At 44.6% G+C, this 19,370-nt stretch carries 13 protein-coding genes and 1 pseudogene; 8 read left to right on the forward strand and 6 right to left on the reverse strand.

What is annotated here, in order from left to right:
- Positions 1-17: 17 nt before the first annotated feature.
- From BACFIN_RS13335 to BACFIN_RS13300, 8 genes are read left to right on the forward strand one after another with little or no spacing between them, the layout of a single operon-like run.
- Entirely contained in the window at positions 18-1,610 is a 1,593-nt protein-coding gene (locus BACFIN_RS13335) for an NADH-quinone oxidoreductase subunit D (RefSeq protein WP_007751188.1), read from the forward strand.
- A gap of 25 nt (positions 1,611-1,635) precedes the next feature.
- Entirely contained in the window at positions 1,636-2,712 is a 1,077-nt protein-coding gene (nuoH, locus tag BACFIN_RS13330) for an NADH-quinone oxidoreductase subunit NuoH (protein WP_007751189.1), read from the forward strand.
- Between the two features lie 7 nt (positions 2,713-2,719).
- Complete coding sequence (locus BACFIN_RS13325; protein WP_007751191.1) at positions 2,720-3,208, forward strand: 4Fe-4S binding protein; 489 nt, start codon at positions 2,720-2,722, stop codon at positions 3,206-3,208.
- Between the two features lie 2 nt (positions 3,209-3,210).
- Positions 3,211-3,723, forward strand: coding sequence for an NADH-quinone oxidoreductase subunit J family protein (locus tag BACFIN_RS13320; RefSeq protein ID WP_007751193.1), 513 nt, complete (start codon positions 3,211-3,213; stop codon positions 3,721-3,723).
- 30 nt (positions 3,724-3,753) lie between these two features.
- A complete protein-coding gene (gene nuoK / locus BACFIN_RS13315; RefSeq protein WP_007751196.1) occupies positions 3,754-4,062 on the forward strand; it encodes an NADH-quinone oxidoreductase subunit NuoK in 309 nt (102 codons plus the stop codon).
- Positions 4,063-4,101: 39 nt separating this feature from the next.
- Positions 4,102-5,991: an NADH-quinone oxidoreductase subunit L gene (nuoL, locus tag BACFIN_RS13310; RefSeq protein ID WP_007751198.1), complete on the forward strand. Its 1,890-nt coding sequence runs from the start codon at positions 4,102-4,104 to the stop codon at positions 5,989-5,991.
- A 38-nt stretch (positions 5,992-6,029) separates the two neighbouring features.
- The gene (locus tag BACFIN_RS13305; RefSeq protein WP_007751199.1) at positions 6,030-7,514 is read left to right on the forward strand and encodes a complex I subunit 4 family protein; all 1,485 of its coding nucleotides are present in this window, start codon (positions 6,030-6,032) and stop codon (positions 7,512-7,514) included.
- Between the two features lie 36 nt (positions 7,515-7,550).
- Positions 7,551-8,990 (forward strand): NADH-quinone oxidoreductase subunit N, encoded by a 1,440-nt coding sequence (locus BACFIN_RS13300; RefSeq protein ID WP_007751208.1) that lies wholly within the window; start codon positions 7,551-7,553, stop codon positions 8,988-8,990.
- Positions 8,991-9,051: 61 nt separating this feature from the next.
- Here the strand turns inward: BACFIN_RS13300 and BACFIN_RS13295 are convergent, their stop codons facing one another.
- From BACFIN_RS13295 to BACFIN_RS13275, 6 genes and pseudogenes are all read right to left on the reverse strand, one after another.
- Positions 9,052-11,856: a sensor histidine kinase gene (locus tag BACFIN_RS13295; protein ID WP_007751209.1), complete on the reverse strand. Its 2,805-nt coding sequence runs from the start codon at positions 11,854-11,856 to the stop codon at positions 9,052-9,054.
- A gap of 168 nt (positions 11,857-12,024) precedes the next feature.
- Positions 12,025-13,278 (reverse strand): hypothetical protein, encoded by a 1,254-nt coding sequence (locus BACFIN_RS13290; protein WP_007751211.1) that lies wholly within the window; start codon positions 13,276-13,278, stop codon positions 12,025-12,027.
- Positions 13,279-13,320: 42 nt separating this feature from the next.
- Positions 13,321-16,035: pseudogene (locus BACFIN_RS20660) on the reverse strand (TonB-dependent receptor).
- A gap of 126 nt (positions 16,036-16,161) precedes the next feature.
- Positions 16,162-17,502 (reverse strand): mechanosensitive ion channel family protein, encoded by a 1,341-nt coding sequence (locus BACFIN_RS13285; protein ID WP_007751214.1) that lies wholly within the window; start codon positions 17,500-17,502, stop codon positions 16,162-16,164.
- Positions 17,503-17,535: 33 nt separating this feature from the next.
- Positions 17,536-18,537, reverse strand: a complete 1,002-nt coding sequence (locus BACFIN_RS13280) for a DUF4435 domain-containing protein (protein WP_007751215.1) — start codon at positions 18,535-18,537, stop codon at positions 17,536-17,538.
- Positions 18,515-19,363, reverse strand: coding sequence for an AAA family ATPase (locus BACFIN_RS13275; protein ID WP_007751218.1), 849 nt, complete (start codon positions 19,361-19,363; stop codon positions 18,515-18,517). The genes BACFIN_RS13280 and BACFIN_RS13275 overlap by 23 nt, the downstream gene beginning before the upstream one ends.
- Between the last annotated feature and the right edge of the window lie 7 nt (positions 19,364-19,370).

Raw genomic sequence — 19,370 nt, forward strand, 5'->3', positions numbered from 1 at the left:
GGTATTAAAAAGGATTTATGCAAGAAATACAATTTATAGCCCCTGCAGCATTACACGACGAGATGTTGCGCTTGCGAAATGAGAAGCAGATGGACTTTCTCGAAAGCCTTACCGGTATGGACTGGGGAGTGGCAGATGAGAAAGACGCTCCGGAGAAGCTCCGTGGATTAGGCGTAGTCTATCATTTGGAATCTACCATTACGGGCGAACGGATAGCACTGAAAACTGCGACAACAAACCGCGAACAACCGGAAATCCCGTCTGTCAGCGATATATGGAAAATAGCCGACTTCTATGAACGGGAAGTTTTCGATTACTATGGTATCACCTTTATAGGTCATCCCGATATGCGCCGTCTTTACCTGCGCAATGACTGGGTAGGTCATCCGATGCGCAAAGACAATGATCCAGAAAAAGACAACCCGCTCTGCATGACCAATGAGGAGACGTTCGATACAACTCAAGAAATCGAGCTGAACCCTGACGGAACAATTAAAAACAAAGAAACCAGACTTTTCGGGGAAGAAGAATATGTGGTCAACATCGGTCCGCAGCACCCTGCTACACATGGTGTTATGCGTTTCCGTGTTTCACTAGAAGGTGAGATCATCCGTAAGATTGACGCCAACTGCGGTTATATCCATCGGGGTATCGAAAAGATGAATGAAAGCCTCACTTATCCGCAAACATTGGCCTTGACAGACCGTCTTGACTATCTGGGTGCGCATCAGAATCGTCACGCATTATGTATGTGTATTGAGAAAGCGATGGGGATCGAAGTAAGTGAACGTGTGCAATATATCCGCACGATCATGGACGAAATGCAACGTATTGATTCTCACTTGTTATTCTACTCCTGTCTGGCTATGGACTTAGGAGCCTTGACAGCTTTTTTCTATGGATTCCGCGACCGCGAAAAGATCCTTGATATCTTTGAAGAGACTTGTGGCGGACGTTTGATTATGAACTATAATACGATTGGCGGTGTACAGGCTGACCTTCATCCTAACTTCGTCAAACGAGTAAAAGAGTTCATTCCTTATTTAAGAGGAGTTATCCACGAATACCACGATATATTTACAGGCAATATCATTGCACAAAGCCGTATGAAAGGTGTCGGTATATTGAGTCGTGAAGATGCGATTTCTTTTGGTTGTACGGGAGGTACGGGCCGCGCTTCAGGATGGGCCTGCGATGTACGCAAACGAATGCCATACGGTGTATATGACAAAGTGGATTTCAAGGAAATCATTTATACGGAAGGCGACTGTTTTGCCCGTTATCTGGTACGTATGGACGAAATCATGGAAAGCCTGAATATCATCGAGCAATTGATAGACAATATTCCCGAAGGACCCTATCAGGAAAAGATGAAACCCATCATCCGCGTTCCCGAAGGAAGTTATTATGCCGCCGTGGAAGGAAGTCGCGGTGAGTTCGGTGTATTCCTCGAAAGCCAGGGTGACAAAACCCCTTATCGTCTCCACTACCGTTCTACCGGTTTGCCGCTTGTTGCAGCGATAGACACGATTTGTCGGGGAGCCAAGATAGCCGATTTGATCGCTATTGGCGGAACAATAGACTACGTAGTTCCGGATATAGACCGGTAATCACTAACCACTAAAACACTAAAAAATGTTCGACTTTAGTATAGTTACAAACTGGATACATGAGCTACTCCTCTCCGTCATGCCGGAAGGATTGGCCATCTTTATAGAATGTGTGGCTGTCGGTGTGTGCCTTGTTGCATTGTACGCCATCCTCGCCATCATCCTAATCTACATGGAACGTAAGGTTTGCGGTTTCTTCCAATGCCGTCTCGGTCCGAACCGTGTCGGTAAATGGGGTTCTATCCAAGTGGTATGCGACGTGCTGAAAATGCTGACAAAGGAAATCTTCATGCCGAAAGGCGCCGATCATTTCCTCTACAACCTTGCTCCATTTATGGTAATTATCGCTTCATTCCTCACTTTCGCCTGCATTCCTTTCAACAAGGGAGCGGCAATTCTGAATTTCAATGTAGGTGTATTCTTTCTACTGGCTGCTTCCAGTATCGGTGTGGTCGGTATTTTGCTCGCCGGATGGGGTAGTAACAATAAGTTCTCTCTGATTGGCGCCATGCGAAGCGGAGCGCAAATTATCAGTTATGAACTTTCCGTCGGCATGAGTATCATGACGATGGTAGTACTGATGGGAACCATGCAATTCTCTGAGATTGTGGAAGGACAAGCCAACGGATGGTTTATCTTCAAAGGACATATTCCTGCCGTGATTGCCTTTATCATCTACCTGATTGCCGGAAACGCTGAATGTAACCGTGGTCCGTTCGACCTTCCCGAAGCGGAAAGTGAGCTGACAGCCGGATACCACACCGAATATTCCGGTATGGGTTTCGGTTTCTTCTACTTGGCGGAATACCTGAATCTGTTTATCGTAGCCAGCGTTGCCGCCACTATCTTTTTAGGAGGATGGATGCCGTTGCACATTGTCGGGCTGGATGGATTCAATGCCGTGATGGATTACATTCCCGGTTTCATCTGGTTCTTCGGTAAGGCATTCTTTGTAGTATTCCTGCTGATGTGGATCAAATGGACTTTCCCACGTTTGCGTATCGACCAGATTCTGAATCTGGAATGGAAATATCTGGTTCCTATCTCTATGGTAAACCTATTATTAATGGCATGTTGCGTAGCCTTCGGCCTCCACTTTTGATTAGATTATGGAATATAAAGATAAAAAATATACGTATTTAGGTGGTCTGGTGCATGGCATCAGTACACTGGCAACGGGTATGAAAACCAGTATCAAGGTGTACTTCCGCAAGAAAGTGACCGAGCAATATCCCGAGAACCGTAAGGAACTGAAAATGTTTGACCGGTTTCGCGGAACACTGAACATGCCCCACAATGAAAATAATGAACATCGCTGCGTAGCTTGTGGATTGTGCCAGATGGCTTGTCCGAATGACACTATCAAAGTGACCGGTGAAACAATCGAAACGGAAGACGGCAAAAAGAAGAAAATTCTGGCAAAATACGAATATGACTTAGGATCTTGCATCTTCTGCCAACTTTGTGTGAATGCGTGTCCGCATGACGCCATCACATTCGACCAGAACTTCGAACACGCAGTATTCGACCGGACGAAGCTCGTCTTGCAACTGAACCGTCCCGGCAGTAAAGTAATAGAAAAGAAAAAAGAAGTATAGATATGGGATCAACACTTGAAACAGTAGTATTCTACTTTTTGGCAGCATTTATTATTGCTATGTCCATCATGACGGTGACTACCCAACGCATTGTCCGCTCGGCTACTTACCTGCTCTTCGTGCTTTTCGGCACAGCGGGTATCTACTTCTTGCTGGGCTACACCTTTCTGGGCTCTGTCCAGATTATGGTTTACGCCGGTGGTATCGTTGTGCTTTATGTATTCTCCATCCTGCTGACCAGTGGAGAAGGTGACCGTGCCGAAAGGCTGAAACGAAGCAGGTTTCTGGCAGGACTCTTTACAATGATTGCCGGTCTGGCGATAATCCTGTTTATCACGCTGAAGCATAACTTCATGCAGACAGCCAATCTTGCCCCGCAGGAGATAAACATCCATACGATCGGACACGCTTTGTTGAGTAGCGACAAGTACGGTTATGTACTGCCTTTCGAAGCAGTCAGTATCTTATTGCTGGCCTGTATCATCGGTGGAATCATGATCGCCCGCAAACGTTAATCATTAATCACTAAAAAACGAATCACTGATATGATACACATGGAATATTATCTGGTGGTCTCTACCATCATGATGTTTGCAGGAATCTATGGATTCTTTACCCGCCGCAATACGCTGGCTATCCTGATTTCCGTAGAGTTGATGCTAAACGCTACAGATATCAACTTTGCCGTGTTCAACCGTTTTATCTTTCCGGGAGGAATGGAGGGCTATTTCTTTGCATTGTTTTCCATCGCCATCTCGGCTGCGGAAACCGCAATAGCCATCGCGATTATGATTAACATTTACCGTAACCTCCGAAGCATCCAGGTACGCAATCTGGACGACTTGAAATGGTAAGTATAAGTAATAATAACTCAAGTAATTAAAATAAACTGTATGGAACTAACAATTCTAATACTCCTTCTTCCTTTTTTCTCCTTTCTCCTATTGGGAATCGGGGGAAAATGGATGTCACACCGGACGGCAGGTGCCATCGGTACGTTGGTACTGGGAGCGGTAGCAGTACTGTCTTACGTGACTGCTTTCCAATATTTCTCAGCCCCGCGACTGGAAGACGGAACATTTGCCACATTGATACCTTATAATTTTACGTGGCTACCTTTTACAGAGACGTTACATTTCGATTTGGGCATTCTGCTCGATCCTATATCCGTAATGATGCTGATTGTCATCTCTACCGTGTCGCTAATGGTACACATCTATTCCTTCGGTTACATGAAAGGCGAGATCGGTTTTCAACGTTATTACGCTTTCCTTTCCCTGTTCACCATGTCAATGCTGGGATTGGTAGTAGCTACAAACATTTTCCAGATGTATCTTTTCTGGGAGTTAGTGGGCGTAAGCTCTTATCTATTAATCGGATTCTACTATACAAAACCTGCTGCAATCTCCGCCTCCAAAAAAGCGTTTATTGTCACTCGTTTTGCAGACCTGGGCTTCCTCATCGGTATCTTGATTTACGGATATTACGGAGGAACGTTCGGTTTTACTCCGGATACGGTATCGCTGGTTAGCGGCGGAGCGGCTATGCTTCCATTAGCTCTCGGATTAATGTTCGTAGGTGGTGCCGGAAAGAGTGCGATGTTCCCGCTACATATCTGGTTGCCGGATGCAATGGAAGGTCCTACTCCTGTCAGCGCCTTGATTCATGCGGCTACGATGGTAGTTGCCGGAGTCTATCTGGTGGCACGTATGTTTCCGCTCTTCATCGAATATGCTCCGAATACGTTGCATATGGTTGCCTGGGTAGGTGCAATCACTGCCTTTTATGCAGCAAGTGTAGCCTGTGTACAATCGGATATCAAACGTGTACTCGCATTCTCTACTATCTCGCAGATTGGTTTTATGATGGTGGCTTTAGGGGTTTGTACATCAATGAATCCTCATGAAGGCGGTTTGGGATACATGGCATCCATGTTCCACCTTTTCACGCACGCCATGTTCAAGGCGCTGCTCTTTCTCGGTGCCGGTAGCATTATCCATGCGGTACACTCTAATGAGATGTCGGCTATGGGCGGATTACGCAAATATATGCCGATTACCCATTGGACATTCCTGATTGCTTGTCTCGCCATTGCGGGTATCCCCCCATTCTCGGGTTTCTTCTCGAAAGATGAGATTCTGGCAGCTTGCTTCCAATACAGCTCTGTAATGGGTTGGGTGATGACGGTAATCGCCGCTATGACCGCTTTCTATATGTTCCGCCTTTACTACGGTATCTTCTGGGGAAAAGAGAACAAAGAACTTCATGCGCATCACACTCCCCATGAAAGTCCGTTGGCTATGACTTTCCCATTGATGTTTCTGGCGGCAGTGACTTGTGGAGCCGGATTTATTCCTTTCGGACACTTTATCAGTTCCAACGGTGAATCCTACTCCATTCATCTTGACCCGTCAGTGGCTATCACAAGTGTTGTTATCGCGATTATTTCCATTGCCATCGCGACCTGGATGTATAAGAACGCCAAACAGCCTGTCGCCGATTCGCTGGCTCAACAGTTCAAGGGATTGCATAAGGCTGCCTATCACCGTTTCTATATTGACGAGATATACCAGTTCATTACGCATAAGATTATTTTCCGTTGCATCTCTACTCCTATCGCATGGTGGGACCGTCATGTCGTAGACGGATTCTTCGACTTCCTGGCATGGGCGACAAATGCGACAAGCGATGAGATTCGCGGTCTACAGAGCGGTCAGGTACAACAATATGCGTATGTGTTCCTTTGCGGTGCACTGGCACTTATTCTTCTGCTGGTTCTCTAAACAAGTAATAGTAAATCTTTAAACAGTAAATCATAAAGATGAATTTCTTATCAATATTCGTACTTATCCCCCTCCTGATGTTGGCCGGACTTTGGGCGGCACGAGGAATTAAAGCTATCCGGGGGGTTATGGTTACGGGCGCATCAGCGCTTCTGATAGCCTCTGTCGTACTTACATTCATGTATTTGGGAGAGCGTAGCGCCGGAAACACGGCGGAAATGCTTTTCCGTGCAGACACACTATGGTACGCACCGCTTCATATCTCCTACTCGGTAGGCGTAGACGGCATCTCGGTAGCTATGCTGTTACTGTCCGCCATTATCGTATTTACCGGCACATTCGCTTCCTGGCGTTTGCAACCGTTGACCAAAGAATATTTCCTTTGGTTCACGCTGTTGGCGATGGGAGTGTTCGGATTCTTTATATCCGTAGACCTGTTCACCATGTTTATGTTCTACGAAATAGCCTTGATACCTATGTATCTGCTGATTGGCGTATGGGGTTCGGGACGTAAGGAATATGCAGCGATGAAGCTGACACTTATGCTGATGGGTGGTTCCGCTTTCCTACTGATCGGTATTCTCGGAATCTATTTCGGTGCAGGAGCCACTACCATGAACCTTCTTGAAATCGCACAGTTGCACAACATACCTTTTGCACAACAATGTATCTGGTTCCCGCTGACATTTCTCGGTTTCGGTGTGCTAGGCGCTCTTTTCCCCTTCCATACATGGAGTCCCGACGGTCATGCCTCCGCTCCGACAGCAGTTTCCATGCTTCATGCCGGAGTGCTGATGAAATTAGGAGGTTATGGTTGTTTCCGTATCGCCATGTATCTAATGCCGGAAGCCGCTAACGAACTTTCCTGGATATTCCTGATACTGACCGGTATCTCTGTCGTTTACGGAGCTTTCTCCGCTTGTGTACAGACTGATTTGAAATATATCAACGCATACTCTTCCGTATCCCATTGCGGATTAGTTCTTTTCGCAATCCTCATGCTGAACCAGACAGCAGCCACAGGCGCTATCCTCCAAATGTTGTCGCACGGACTGATGACAGCATTGTTCTTTGCGCTTATCGGTATGATTTACGGACGTACCCACACCCGTGACGTACGCGAGCTTGCCGGTTTGATGAAGATCATGCCTTTCCTGAGTGTATGTTATGTCATTGCCGGCCTTGCCAATCTCGGTCTGCCGGGATTGAGCGGTTTTATTGCCGAGATGACCATCTTTGTTGGATCTTTCCAAGACAATGATGTATTCCACCGCACACTGACCATTATAGCCTGCTCCTCCATCGTGATTACAGCAGTCTATATCTTGCGTCTGGTAGGTAAGATTCTGTACGGGACCTGTACCAACAAGCATCACCTCGAACTGACCGATGCAACTTGGGACGAGCGTGTAGCCGTTATCTGCCTCATCGTTTGTGTAGCCGGACTGGGTATGGCTCCTTTCTGGGTAAGCCACATGATTGGTGAAAGTGTATTGCCCGTTGTCTCACAACTGATACCCTAGCTCTTTAATTTTTAATCTCTAATTTAATTGATAAAGATGGATTATTCACAATTTCTACATATGCGAGAAGAGCTGTCGCTCGTAGTAGTTCTGTTGCTACTGTTTCTAGCCGACCTCTTCATGAGCCCGGATGCGCACAAGAACGATGGAAAGGCACGACTGAATACAATGTTTCCCGTCATTCTGATGGCTATCCATACGGCTATCAACCTGATACCGGGTACCACTGCCGACATTTTCGGCGGTATGTACCACTATGTGCCCATGCATACAGTCATTAAGTCAATCCTGAACGTAGGTACATTAATCGTCTTTCTGATGGCGCACGAATGGATGAAGCGTGAAGACACTTCATTCAAGCAAGGAGAGTTCTATGTACTCACTCTCTCTACTCTGTTCGGTATGTATCTCATGATTTCCGCCGGACACTTCCTGATGTTCTTCATCGGACTGGAGACTGCTTCCGTTCCGATGGCAGCTTTGATTGCCTTCGATAAATACCGTCACAACTCCGCTGAAGCAGGAGCCAAGTATATTCTTACCGCACTCTTCTCCAGCGCATTGTTGCTGTTCGGTTTGTCTATGATTTACGGTTCTGCCGGAACCTTGTATTTCGATGACCTTCCCGCCCATATTGACGGAAACCCGTTACAGATTATGGCATTTGTATTCTTCTTTACGGGTATGGCATTCAAGTTATCGCTCGTTCCGTTCCATCTTTGGACGGCAGACGTTTACGAAGGAGCCCCGAGTACGGTCACCGCTTACTTGAGTGTTGTATCCAAAGGATCGGCGGCATTTGTATTGCTGACTATCCTCATCAAGGTATTTGCTCCTATGATAAACGATTGGCAGGAAGTGCTCTATTGGGTAACGATAGCTTCCATCACCATCGCGAATATATTCGCTATCCGCCAACAGAACCTGAAACGTCTGATGGCATTCTCCAGTATCTCGCAGGCAGGATATATCATGCTTGGTGTAATCGGTGGCACGGCACAGGGAATGACAGCCCTAGTATATTATGTACTTGTGTATGCAGCTGCCAATCTCGGTGTATTTGCCGTAATCACTATTGTGGCATTGCGCAGCCAGAAGTTCACCCTCGAAGATTATGCCGGACTTTATAAAACGAATCCGAAGATCGCCCTCCTGATGACCCTTTCTTTGTTCTCATTAGCAGGCATTCCTCCATTTGCCGGATTCTTCTCCAAGTTTTTTATCTTCATGGCGGCCTTCGATGCAGGTTTCCATTTGTTGGTGTTTATAGCATTGGTCAATACAGTAATTTCACTGTATTACTACCTGCTGATCGTGAAAGCGATGTATATCACCCCGTCCGAAAACCCGATTCCGACTTTCCGCAGTGACCGATGCACAAAGTGGGGACTGGCACTCTGTACGTTGGGCATCATCGGACTAGGTATCGCAAGCGTTGTATACCAGTCTATCGACAAACTGGCATTTGGAATCTAAACAAAAAAGACGTATGTCACTTTAAAGTGGCATACGCTTTTTTGTTTAGATTTGTAGTTTTTCACTGAAGACTTTCTTCCGTCATGACCACTCCAGGAATCGTAAACCAGAAACGCGATCCCTTACCTTTTTCGGAATCAACGCCAATATGTCCACCTAATTGTTCCACAATACTTTGGCAAATAGAAAGTCCTAATCCCGTGCCATGCACAAAAGAATCAAGCTTTACAAAACGCTCAAAGATGTGCGGTAATTGTTTCTTCTCTATTCCTATCCCCGTGTCCTGAACATAGAATTCCAATCCTTCATCTTTCAGCACATATCCCACACGGATATTGCCCTCTGAAGTAAACTTAATCGCATTGTTCACAAAATTGGATATCACCTGATATATACGGTTACGGTCACTAGTAATATGGCAAATAGAAAAATTTGGTTCGAATACTAACTTTACATTCTCTTTCGTTTTCATCTGCATAGAACGGACCAGATCTTCACACAGCAGATTCACATCCACATCTCCATGCGAAAATTCAAATGTCCCTGCCTCAATTTTGGAAAGGTCGAGAATATCTGATATTAACTGTAACAGCAAATCATTATTTTCCCGCACGATCTTCATATACTCTCTCCGTTCTTCTATATCCGCAGTTTCCACCAATAAATCGGAAAAGCCTACGATAGCATTCAGAGGCGTACGGATTTCATGGCTCATATTGGCAAGGAAAGCACTTTTCAAACGATCCATCATCTCCGCCTTATCACGTGCATGAATCAGTTCAGCCTCCGTCTCTTTCAGTTTCGTTATATCATAATTGATACCAATGATTTCGATTTCACCCTCTTCCGGTTTATATTGGGTTACCATCACATTCGTATTTACCCAGTTCCACTCATTTTCCGTTCCGGGACGAAGAATACGCATTTCCCCTTGAAAATGTTTTCTTTTCCCGACTTTGACTTCTTTATAGAAATCAAGCAGACCTTTGCGGTCTTCCGGATGCATTTTACGATAGACTCCTACTACATCACTTAATGCAATGTCTTCCTCTTCCCCCATATTTTTATACCATTGCTTGATGGCATATCCCTTCCGATTCAGAAGATTTAATTTCGCATAACCAACTTTTGCAAAATCGGATATCATCAAAAAGAAATTTTCAAAATCACGAATACGGTTCATTGCATCAATACGTTCCGTATTATCAATACTAATCAGAATATACCCGATAAACTCTCCCTCTCTATCGTACAGTTTAGTTACTTTCGAATACAGTTCTATAACATTAGAACGCATGGTACGATAATATCCTTTAATCTGGTCGAAAGAATAATTAAGTCGGAAATCCACTAAATCCTCATTTCGTACACGATCACGAATCGTTTGCGGCACGTTCGGATTTTCAAAGAAGTTAATACCTATTACATCCTCTTTATTGGCAATTCCGAATATTTCCAAATTCTTATTGTTCAGATCAAGCAGATATCCATCCTTATCATAGATCTCTACTCCTGCCGGAATATTAGCAAATATATTTTTAAAAAGTTTCTCACTACGGTCCAATGCACGATTAGCCTCTACAGCCTCAGTTGAGTCCGTAAACAATCCTACCACCTCATCTTTCTCCGGTGAATACACAATCCAGTGAGTGTACAATCCCGTTTGAGGAAAATACTCATCCTTTTCTTTATAAGACTTACCATCAAGCACTTCAAGGATAAAATCCATTTTCTCTGAATGATCGGAAAACAAATCCGAAGCCAACACACCTACATATTGTTCCAAAGGTTTGCCAAAGAAATGGGCACTGATCTGGTTAGCGTCCGTTATCCGATAATCATAAGGCTTGTTGTTCTCGTCACGAAGAACAGACATACGTATATACCCCATTGGCATAAAATGGAAAAGATTACGTAAGAAAGACTGTTCATAAGTTACTTTATCTTTTGCTATGCGTAGTTCAATACAAATGCTTATAATATTTCCCAACGAAGAGAACCATTGAAAATCCTCATTACTCCAGTTACGATAACTATCTATCAATTCAATACCCATTCCTCCCCATACATGATCCCCAGCCATCAAAGGCGTTACCATGAATGAATAGACTCCCCGTTCAGCAAATTCTCGTCGCATTTCCGATACTTCTTCCGGTAGTTGTTTCAACGAATTCAAAACGATAGCTTTGCCAGACAAAATCTGCTGATTCCACCATTCCGACCGATCGACCGGTATGTCTTGCCAACATTGTTTTTCTGTCGACATCCCTTCGGAAACGACCTCATACGTGCAACTGCGATAAGTGTGTTCTTTATTGTACTCGAAAATATAGACACGTCCTTTTCCATTATAAAGATTCAGTATATCCTTTAAAATCTCTGTTACACATTCTTCAACTCTTTCATCCCGAAGAAAACGATATAAAGACTGCGAAATGTAGTTCTGACGGAGAAGCAAGTCATTCACACGTTTCAGAGCTTTCTTCTGTTCTATTTGTTCAGGAGCCTCCACGCGTTGAATCACTCCAAAAGATTTGTCTCCCCCATTAGTCCCCGTTCCTTTCTCACGGGAAGCCAAACGGGTATGCAACCAGACTTCGCCATATTTCGAATAGATGGGAAAGGTCTGTTCGTAAAAATCCTTATGGATAGAACTATTTGCCCGGAACTCATGTGCAATCTGACAACGATAATCTTCACGCACCAAGTTCAGAAAATCAGAAAATGAGATAGTATCTCCATCCAAATCCAAAAGATCACAAAGAAAGTCGGAACAAAGATAATATCCTCCCGTCAAATCCGCTTCCCACCATCCGACTTGAGCCAAAGAAGCCATTTTGCGATACCGCTCGTAATCTGTATGCATAATATTGATTTTTAAAGACACAAATATAAGAAAAATACATTACAAACAGCTATTTACAACTCAAAATTCAAGGCTGTATAAACAAAATCGTTGACAAACAGAACAATAAATGCGTACGTCGGTATCGACGCACGCATCAAACAATTGAAAAACCTCTTTAATCTTTTATTAATTCAAAGTCGGAAAAGAATAGTTTGTCCAAGCAAAAACGGAAGTGTTTGCACCGGCATTAGAGGCCGATGGATTAGTCAGTGTGATAGTTCCCTGCCCAACGACATTCTTATCGGGATTTGTTTTATCAACATAATCCACCACTTTTTCGTTTGTATATGAGAAAGAAGAAGTCGTAATATTGATAGTCACGGTGCCTCCCCCTTTTGAGTCGGTAGCGTCAACCAGGTCTTTCGCTTTCAGTGCATCAGCCGAAGTAGAAGCTACCAATGTATTCTTGATAGTAGCAGTCGCGCCACGACGTACCTTGATTACATCGTCCATTGCATTCTTCTGTCCGGTAGTCGTATTTCCATCTACCGTGTTATTGATAATCGTCATTCCGTCTATGATAAAATCAGACTGTCCCACATGGTCTACTCCGTTTCCATCCAGATTACCATCAGCCTCAACTCCACGCGGATCTTCTTCCGTGCTGGTATACCCGTCTTCCCAGATACCATAACAATTACTCAATGTGCCCTTATATCCTTGAGTGAAATCGAACATATCATCATCCGGATTGACAGCCAGCAGATTAGTCACATTTACTGTTCCACCGAAGAATTCGATAGCGTCATCGGCACTTTCCAACACATAAACGTTTTGGATTTTCGTCCCGTTACCCACACCATTCAAAGTCAGCCCGTTGTGCTCAATATCAGCCGTATTACGTGCACCGGCATAGAGGATATTCACATAAGTCAGCGCACCGGAATTGTCGGCTCTGTCACTACCACCGTATTTGTAAGCATTGTTAATCTCCGCATTGGCTGTATTAGTACCCTCTGCTCCCGCACCGGAAATAGGAGCTTTACCATTAAGGATAATTCCTCCCCAGTCACCGGCTTTCTTTGTCGCTTCTCCAGAAGTAAATGTGACAGGTTGTGAAGACGTACCGTTAGCATAAAGTTTTCCACCCTGTGCTACAAGAATATAGCTACTGAAACCTTTAGTCGCTTTAATCGTTGTTCCGGCAGGAATAGTCAGTTCGCCTCCATTTTCGATAATCACCGTTCCACCCAGAATGTATTCCCCTTCTTCCAACGTTTGTTTACCGGTCAGGTTTCCCATCAATGTTTTACCGTCGGCAGCTAGAATAGAAGCCCCGTCGGAAGTATCATTCCCGTCATCATCACTACCACAAGAAGTTAAAGTCAAAGTTGTTGTGATAGCAGCCATTGCCATCATACTTAAGAATAATCTTTTCATCTTTTTAGCGTTTAATTGATAATATTTCTGTTTATATAGGGCTTAGAATGTACACGACACTCCCAAGCTCACGTTAATTCCTTTTTTATAGTCGCCCAATATCACTTTCTGACCGCTACCGTTCGCCTTACGGCTCAGTTGATAGGAGGGATTAAGCAAGTTGCGTGCTTTAAGAGTAAGGGCAATATGTTTACCTAACTTCGCTTGCGATACGAAGTCGAGCGTAGCCACTCCCTCTTCCATCACATCCTGAAACCCTTGTGTACCGATAGTGTACACTTTTTCTCCCACATATCCGAGGACCAATGTATTGGTAAATGAATATCCGGCTGAAACATAGGTGTGTGACAGATCGAAGTTGGCAATCCAAGGAGCCGCCCCTTCCAGTTGCGAGCCATCCGTATCGGTAGCGGCAATATCGGGGTCGTTCACTTTGGCATTCGTGTAGATATACGATCCGTTCAATCCTGCCGTCAGGCGGTTCATACCGTTGTTGGCTGTCGGGCGTGAGAATATTTTTTTGCGTATCTCCAGTTCAATCCCCGTCACAGTAGCCTGGTCGGCTACGTTTTCGTATGAAAGGAAACCTCCGGCACTTGGCGTTTCGATACGCGAAATAGGATTCTTTATCATTTTGTAGAAAGCAGTAACAGAGATCAATTCGGTTGATGTAGGGTTGAAATCCCATTTCAAGTCTATGTTGTAATTGTCCGACGGTTTCAGATTTGCGTTACCCTGACTCTTAAAGTTGACACCCACATAGCGGTAAGGTGAGATTTCCTTCGACTGAGGCAAAGTATATGTCTTGCTCAATCCAAGCCGCAAGGCGTTCTTATCATTCAGCCTATACCTCATGTTCAAACTCGGAAGGAAGTAGTTTTTCCGGATATTGTTCTTGCCTTTGGAGTTTCCTTTATCCACATTGTAGTCTACGGTCATATCCACATTATCATACTTCAAACCGAGATTGATCACCCAATGCCGGGTGAACTGATAGACCGCTTCCGCATACACCGAATGTATGTTCTTCTTCACCGTATATTTATCCACCGCATTGTCCAGCGTGAAACGGTCGTTGAAATGAGCCGCAGAATAAAAGTCATCCAATGAAATATCGTCCACCGAAGTAAATGAAGGACCATTCAAGGTAATCATATTGTATTCCGTCTGTTTGAAATCATCGTTAATGATACGTCCGGTGTATCCGAACCGAAGTCTGGAGATTTCTTCCCAATCGTCTTTCAAGCGATAAACCACTCCGGCACGAAGATTCAGATCATTCTCCGTCAGAGAAGAAAAAGTACGGAACTGTGTATTACCTCCTACCAATCCGTATCCGGTTTCATTCCGGGTTATCTGGTTGATACGGCGATCCGGCTCATATCCGCGCACCATATTATAAGAGGCTCCTGCGTTAACGCTCAGCCGGTCTGTCAATCCCCAGTTCGTCATGATCTGGTTGACTAATAACAGATTGTCGTTCACCTGCTGACGATGGGTCATTCCCAGATTACCGTAATCATCACTGAAAGTAGCGTCTTTCCCTTCGTAGTTTCCCACCGACTGTACATTGCTATGTACCATCATGAAGTTGTAAGACAAATGATGACGATTGTGCATATCATAATCTACATTAGCCAATGCCAACTGACTGATATTCGTTGTTGACTTATGTCCGTTCAGATCTTTGTATATAGTACCGCCCGTATTTGTATTACGTATGATTTCATCCGTATATCGATAATCAACGGAATGTCCCACAGTGGCAAAGAACGAAAGAGCATCCCGTTGCCGACCTACATAAAACTTCTTTCCGCCTGCGATATTATAACTGCGGTCCATCTGGAAGTTTTGCGCCGACGGGGCGAGTTTGTTCTTAAAGCCCCACACATCCGTGCCCGGTTCCATCCGATTGGCAAATCCCAGCAGATTCACTCCATCCGGTTGGAAGAAATCAGAGGAAAGGGTCTGTGTATTCACACCGGCCGATACACTGGCGCTAATGTAACCGTCACCTACCAGTTCTTTGGACGAGATATCAATATTTGCGCCCCCTACATCGCCTCCGTTCCCGGCAGTAAATGCTTTGTTGACTCCTACGGACTGTATAAGGTCGGTTCCGAAAAAATCAAGAGAGATATTCTTGTATTCCGGGTCTTCCTACGGCACAGGGAAACCATTGAACGTAGTAGTATTATAGCGGTCACCCAATCCACGTACGAATACGTTCTTCACACCGTCCTGCTTGGAAATTCCGGTGACTTTCGTCACAGCTCCTTCCGCATCCGAAACTCCTTTGCGTGAAAGTTCCTTCACACTGACTGACTGCACGGCAATGACCGCCTTTTGCTGTTCCAGCAAAGCCATATTCTCATTTTCCCGGTTCTTTTTCGCCACAACAACCACATCCGACAGTTCTTGCGCATCCGTCTCCATCTCCAGATTCAGAATGACCAGATTCCCATTCTCTACGCGGACCTTCCGACGTACTTCAGTCTTATATCCTACGTATTTGATTTCGATATCATACATACCCTCCAACACTCCCACACCGTTTAGCTCAAAATTACCGTTCATATCGGTAACCGCTCCGGCCTGGGTTCCAAGCAAGCGTATCGTCGCACCTATCAAAGGCTCTTTGGATAACTTGTCCTTTACAGCTCCTTTAATCTTGATATTGGCAGCCAATGCAGGAAGTACACACAGCAGACAAAAGAAGGCCACCACTGAAAATCGGATAAGAAATAGCTTTTTCATCTACCTTTACTCTACGTTTTTGATTACGTCGGCAAAGGTAGATGGGCTGTATTACAAGATTGAGACAAAGAAAATACAATCAATTGAAAGAGTCATTGCAATGTTATTACACTGCAATATCCTCTATCAGTTTTCTATCTTTACTCCTATCCGGCGCAAGTCCGCTCCCGACGGATTTTGGAAGACACGCAAGTCGAATTCCGGAATAATGGCAAGCACATGATCGAAAACATCCGCCTGTATGCCTTCATACGGAATCCAGTCCTTAGAAGCGGAAAAGAAATAAAGTTCCATCGGAATACCTGTTTCGGTAGGTTGAAGCTGGCGTACCATGCACGTCAAGTCTTGATTGACGGTAGGCAGGCTCTTCAGATAATTCGTAAGATAGGCACGAAAGACGCCCAAGTTAGTCTGGCGACGCCCGTTCACCAATACGGAGTTGTCAATATGATGCTCTTTGTTATACTCCTTCACGACCTTCTCCGTTGCCTCCACATACTCCTTCAACAATTGGATTTTACGATACTTCGCCAACATCTCCGGTGTACAGAAACGAACGCTGGTCATGTCGATATTAATGGAACGCTTCACACGCCGTCCACCGGATTCCCGCATCCCCTGCCAGTTTTGGAAAGAATCACTGACCAGCAGATAAGGCGGTATCGTCGTAATCGTATTATCCCAGTTACGCACTTTTACCGTATTCAAAGTCACTTCTATCACAGTTCCGTCGGCGCCATATTTCGGCATAGCAATCCAGTCGCCTACTTTCAGCATATTATTGGCAGAAAGCTGAATACCAGAAACAAAACCCATAATACTATCCTTGAACACCAACATCAGGATAGCGGCCGAAGCTCCCAATCCGGTAAGCAACACCATCGGACTCTGCTTAATCAGAATACTTACGATAATAATGGCCCCGACAAAGAAAAGAACGACTTGAGCAGTCTGCAACAACCCCTTCAGAGGCTTGTCCTTATATTGCTCCTTTTCACTGTAAACATGATATACCGCCGACAGAAAGACACTGATGAAACGGAGGAAAACCGCCAAGATATAAATAAGGCAAAGCCGTCGCAGGAAATCGAGCAAGTTGGAGTCGGCATGTTCCGGAAAAGCGATGGGAATAGCAAGGTAAATCAATATCGGAGCTACCATCCGGCTGACGTGAACCATCACCTTATGGTCGAACACTATGTCGTCCCAAGTAGCTTTGGTCTGTTTCACCAATTTCGCTACCGTACGCAAAATGATCTTACGGCAAATCAGATTAGCTAATAAGGCCACACCAATAATCAGCAACAAAATGACAAAGTTGTCCACCTTATCCGCCAAAGCCTCATCCATTCCTGCCGAAAGCAATGCATGGTTCACTTCCTGAATCACTACATCAGTCACCTCCTGCGTTCCGCCATTGGCCAACTCAACTGTCACGGTATCAACTATTTCTTTTACTTCTTTCATGAGTAATCTTCTCTCTATTCTTCTTTCTTGTTCTTATTTCCCTCGTTCCAAGTATTCACGAATATCCTGTCGCAGCCAGTCGTAGTGGAAAAGCCGCTTATAGGCTACATTCTTCTTCAACATGATTTCCACATTTACCTGACTGTTCTGATAACAAGTCAATTCGTTCTTAAATTGTTCATTATGTTCGGCAAGTCGCTTGATTTCCTGTTCCCGTTCCCGGCGCAATACCGTACAAACCGGAATCAGAAGTTTCATCACCACATTATCCATCACGTGGTGTCCCTGCATATACAGATAGGTATTTTCCGGAAATAGCCCCAACTCTCTCAGATCTGTTCCTAAGGCATTTACTTGATTCATGCTGCGGGAAAAACGTTTCTTCAGTTCCGACAATTTCTGATTTACCCGTTGCTGCAATGATTCAAGACTCTTTTCCGGGTGTCTGAGATTTATCTCACGCAGAGAAGTATAGGCATGAAAATCATACATCGGAAAGGTGTAAGTATCCCGTTGGCGATAGAACCACACGTTCCATAAGAAAAGCGGATATACGATTTCAGAGTATCTTTTCAGGTAAGCATTGAAGTCCATCACAAAACGGTCGTTCAACGTAGCCTGCACACATACCTCATGAAGGCTTTCGGCAAAGCAATGATAGTTTTCAATGGCGTATGTATAGGTCTGGAAGATATATTTGTTGCGGTTGATTTTACGGGAAGTATTGGTTGCGCCCTGCAACAGGAAATCATAATCGCTGTCCACACAGGCAATCAGGCTTCTTCCCAGTTCCGCGGTATTCAACGTATTCATCAAGACCATCTTCTTCCCTTTAGCCAATGAAGTAGTAGAAGGAAGCATTACCTGGAAATAGTGTTCGTCATCTTCAAATTCTTCGAGCAACGTACGCCAGAAAGCAATGTCATCATAGCTTTCCACATAAGCTATGATACGCCGACGGGCCTTCTTTGAATAAAGCTTATGAGCGGCATTGAAATAAGAAGATGTCAGATTATCTCGTAGTGAAGTTGCCATTATTATATAATGTTGAAATATCACTTACTTCCGTCACTGCATCCAGCCAGCCCTCCATAATGACGGCCGGCGAATGGGTAGTCAGGATGATCTGTACATTCGGATTCAACTCACGTATCATGGCAATCAACTTCTGTTGCCATTCAATGTGGAGAGAGGCTTCCGGCTCATCCATAAACAGTACGCAATGGCTGTTGTCCTGCACAAGCACGGTCAACAGAATGACTAGCATTTGCTTCTCACCGGAAGAAAGTTTGTAAGGAAACAACAGTTCTCCATCCTGATAGAAAGCAATATCATTCCGTTTACGGTCTATTTTCTTGCGTGTATAACTGAACAGTTCGTCAATCATATCTTGAAAACGACGCTTGGCTATGGACAAAGTAGCTGCTTTGACCCGTACTTTCTCGTCATTATCGGAGAGCATTTCAATCATCTTGTTACCTATATTGACCTGATAATCAAGATAGCGGCGTTGCAACAGATAAAGCTGCCAATCCAATTCGGACTTCACGTTCTTATCGGCCATGCGAGCAGTAAAGTCACCCATAATCAGAGGACGGTCGTAACTCCGGATCACATCGTATGGGATATAGGTCGCCTGAGGATTGTCGAAGAAAAGACGAACACCGTTCTTCTCGTCACTTTTCATTTCACCGGAGAGTTCTTCAAGATATCCTACCGAACGGTTCAAGATGGTAGTTTTTCCTACTCCGTTAATACCGGAAAGGATATTCACATCGGGACGCAAATCCCATCCTATATTAAAACGCTCCCAGAGTCCATGAATTTCGATACGACGGATATAGTTGGCCTGTTGTTCCATAATATTC

It is taken from the genome of Bacteroides finegoldii DSM 17565, from assembly GCF_000156195.1.
GTDB lineage: Bacteria > Bacteroidota > Bacteroidia > Bacteroidales > Bacteroidaceae > Bacteroides > Bacteroides finegoldii.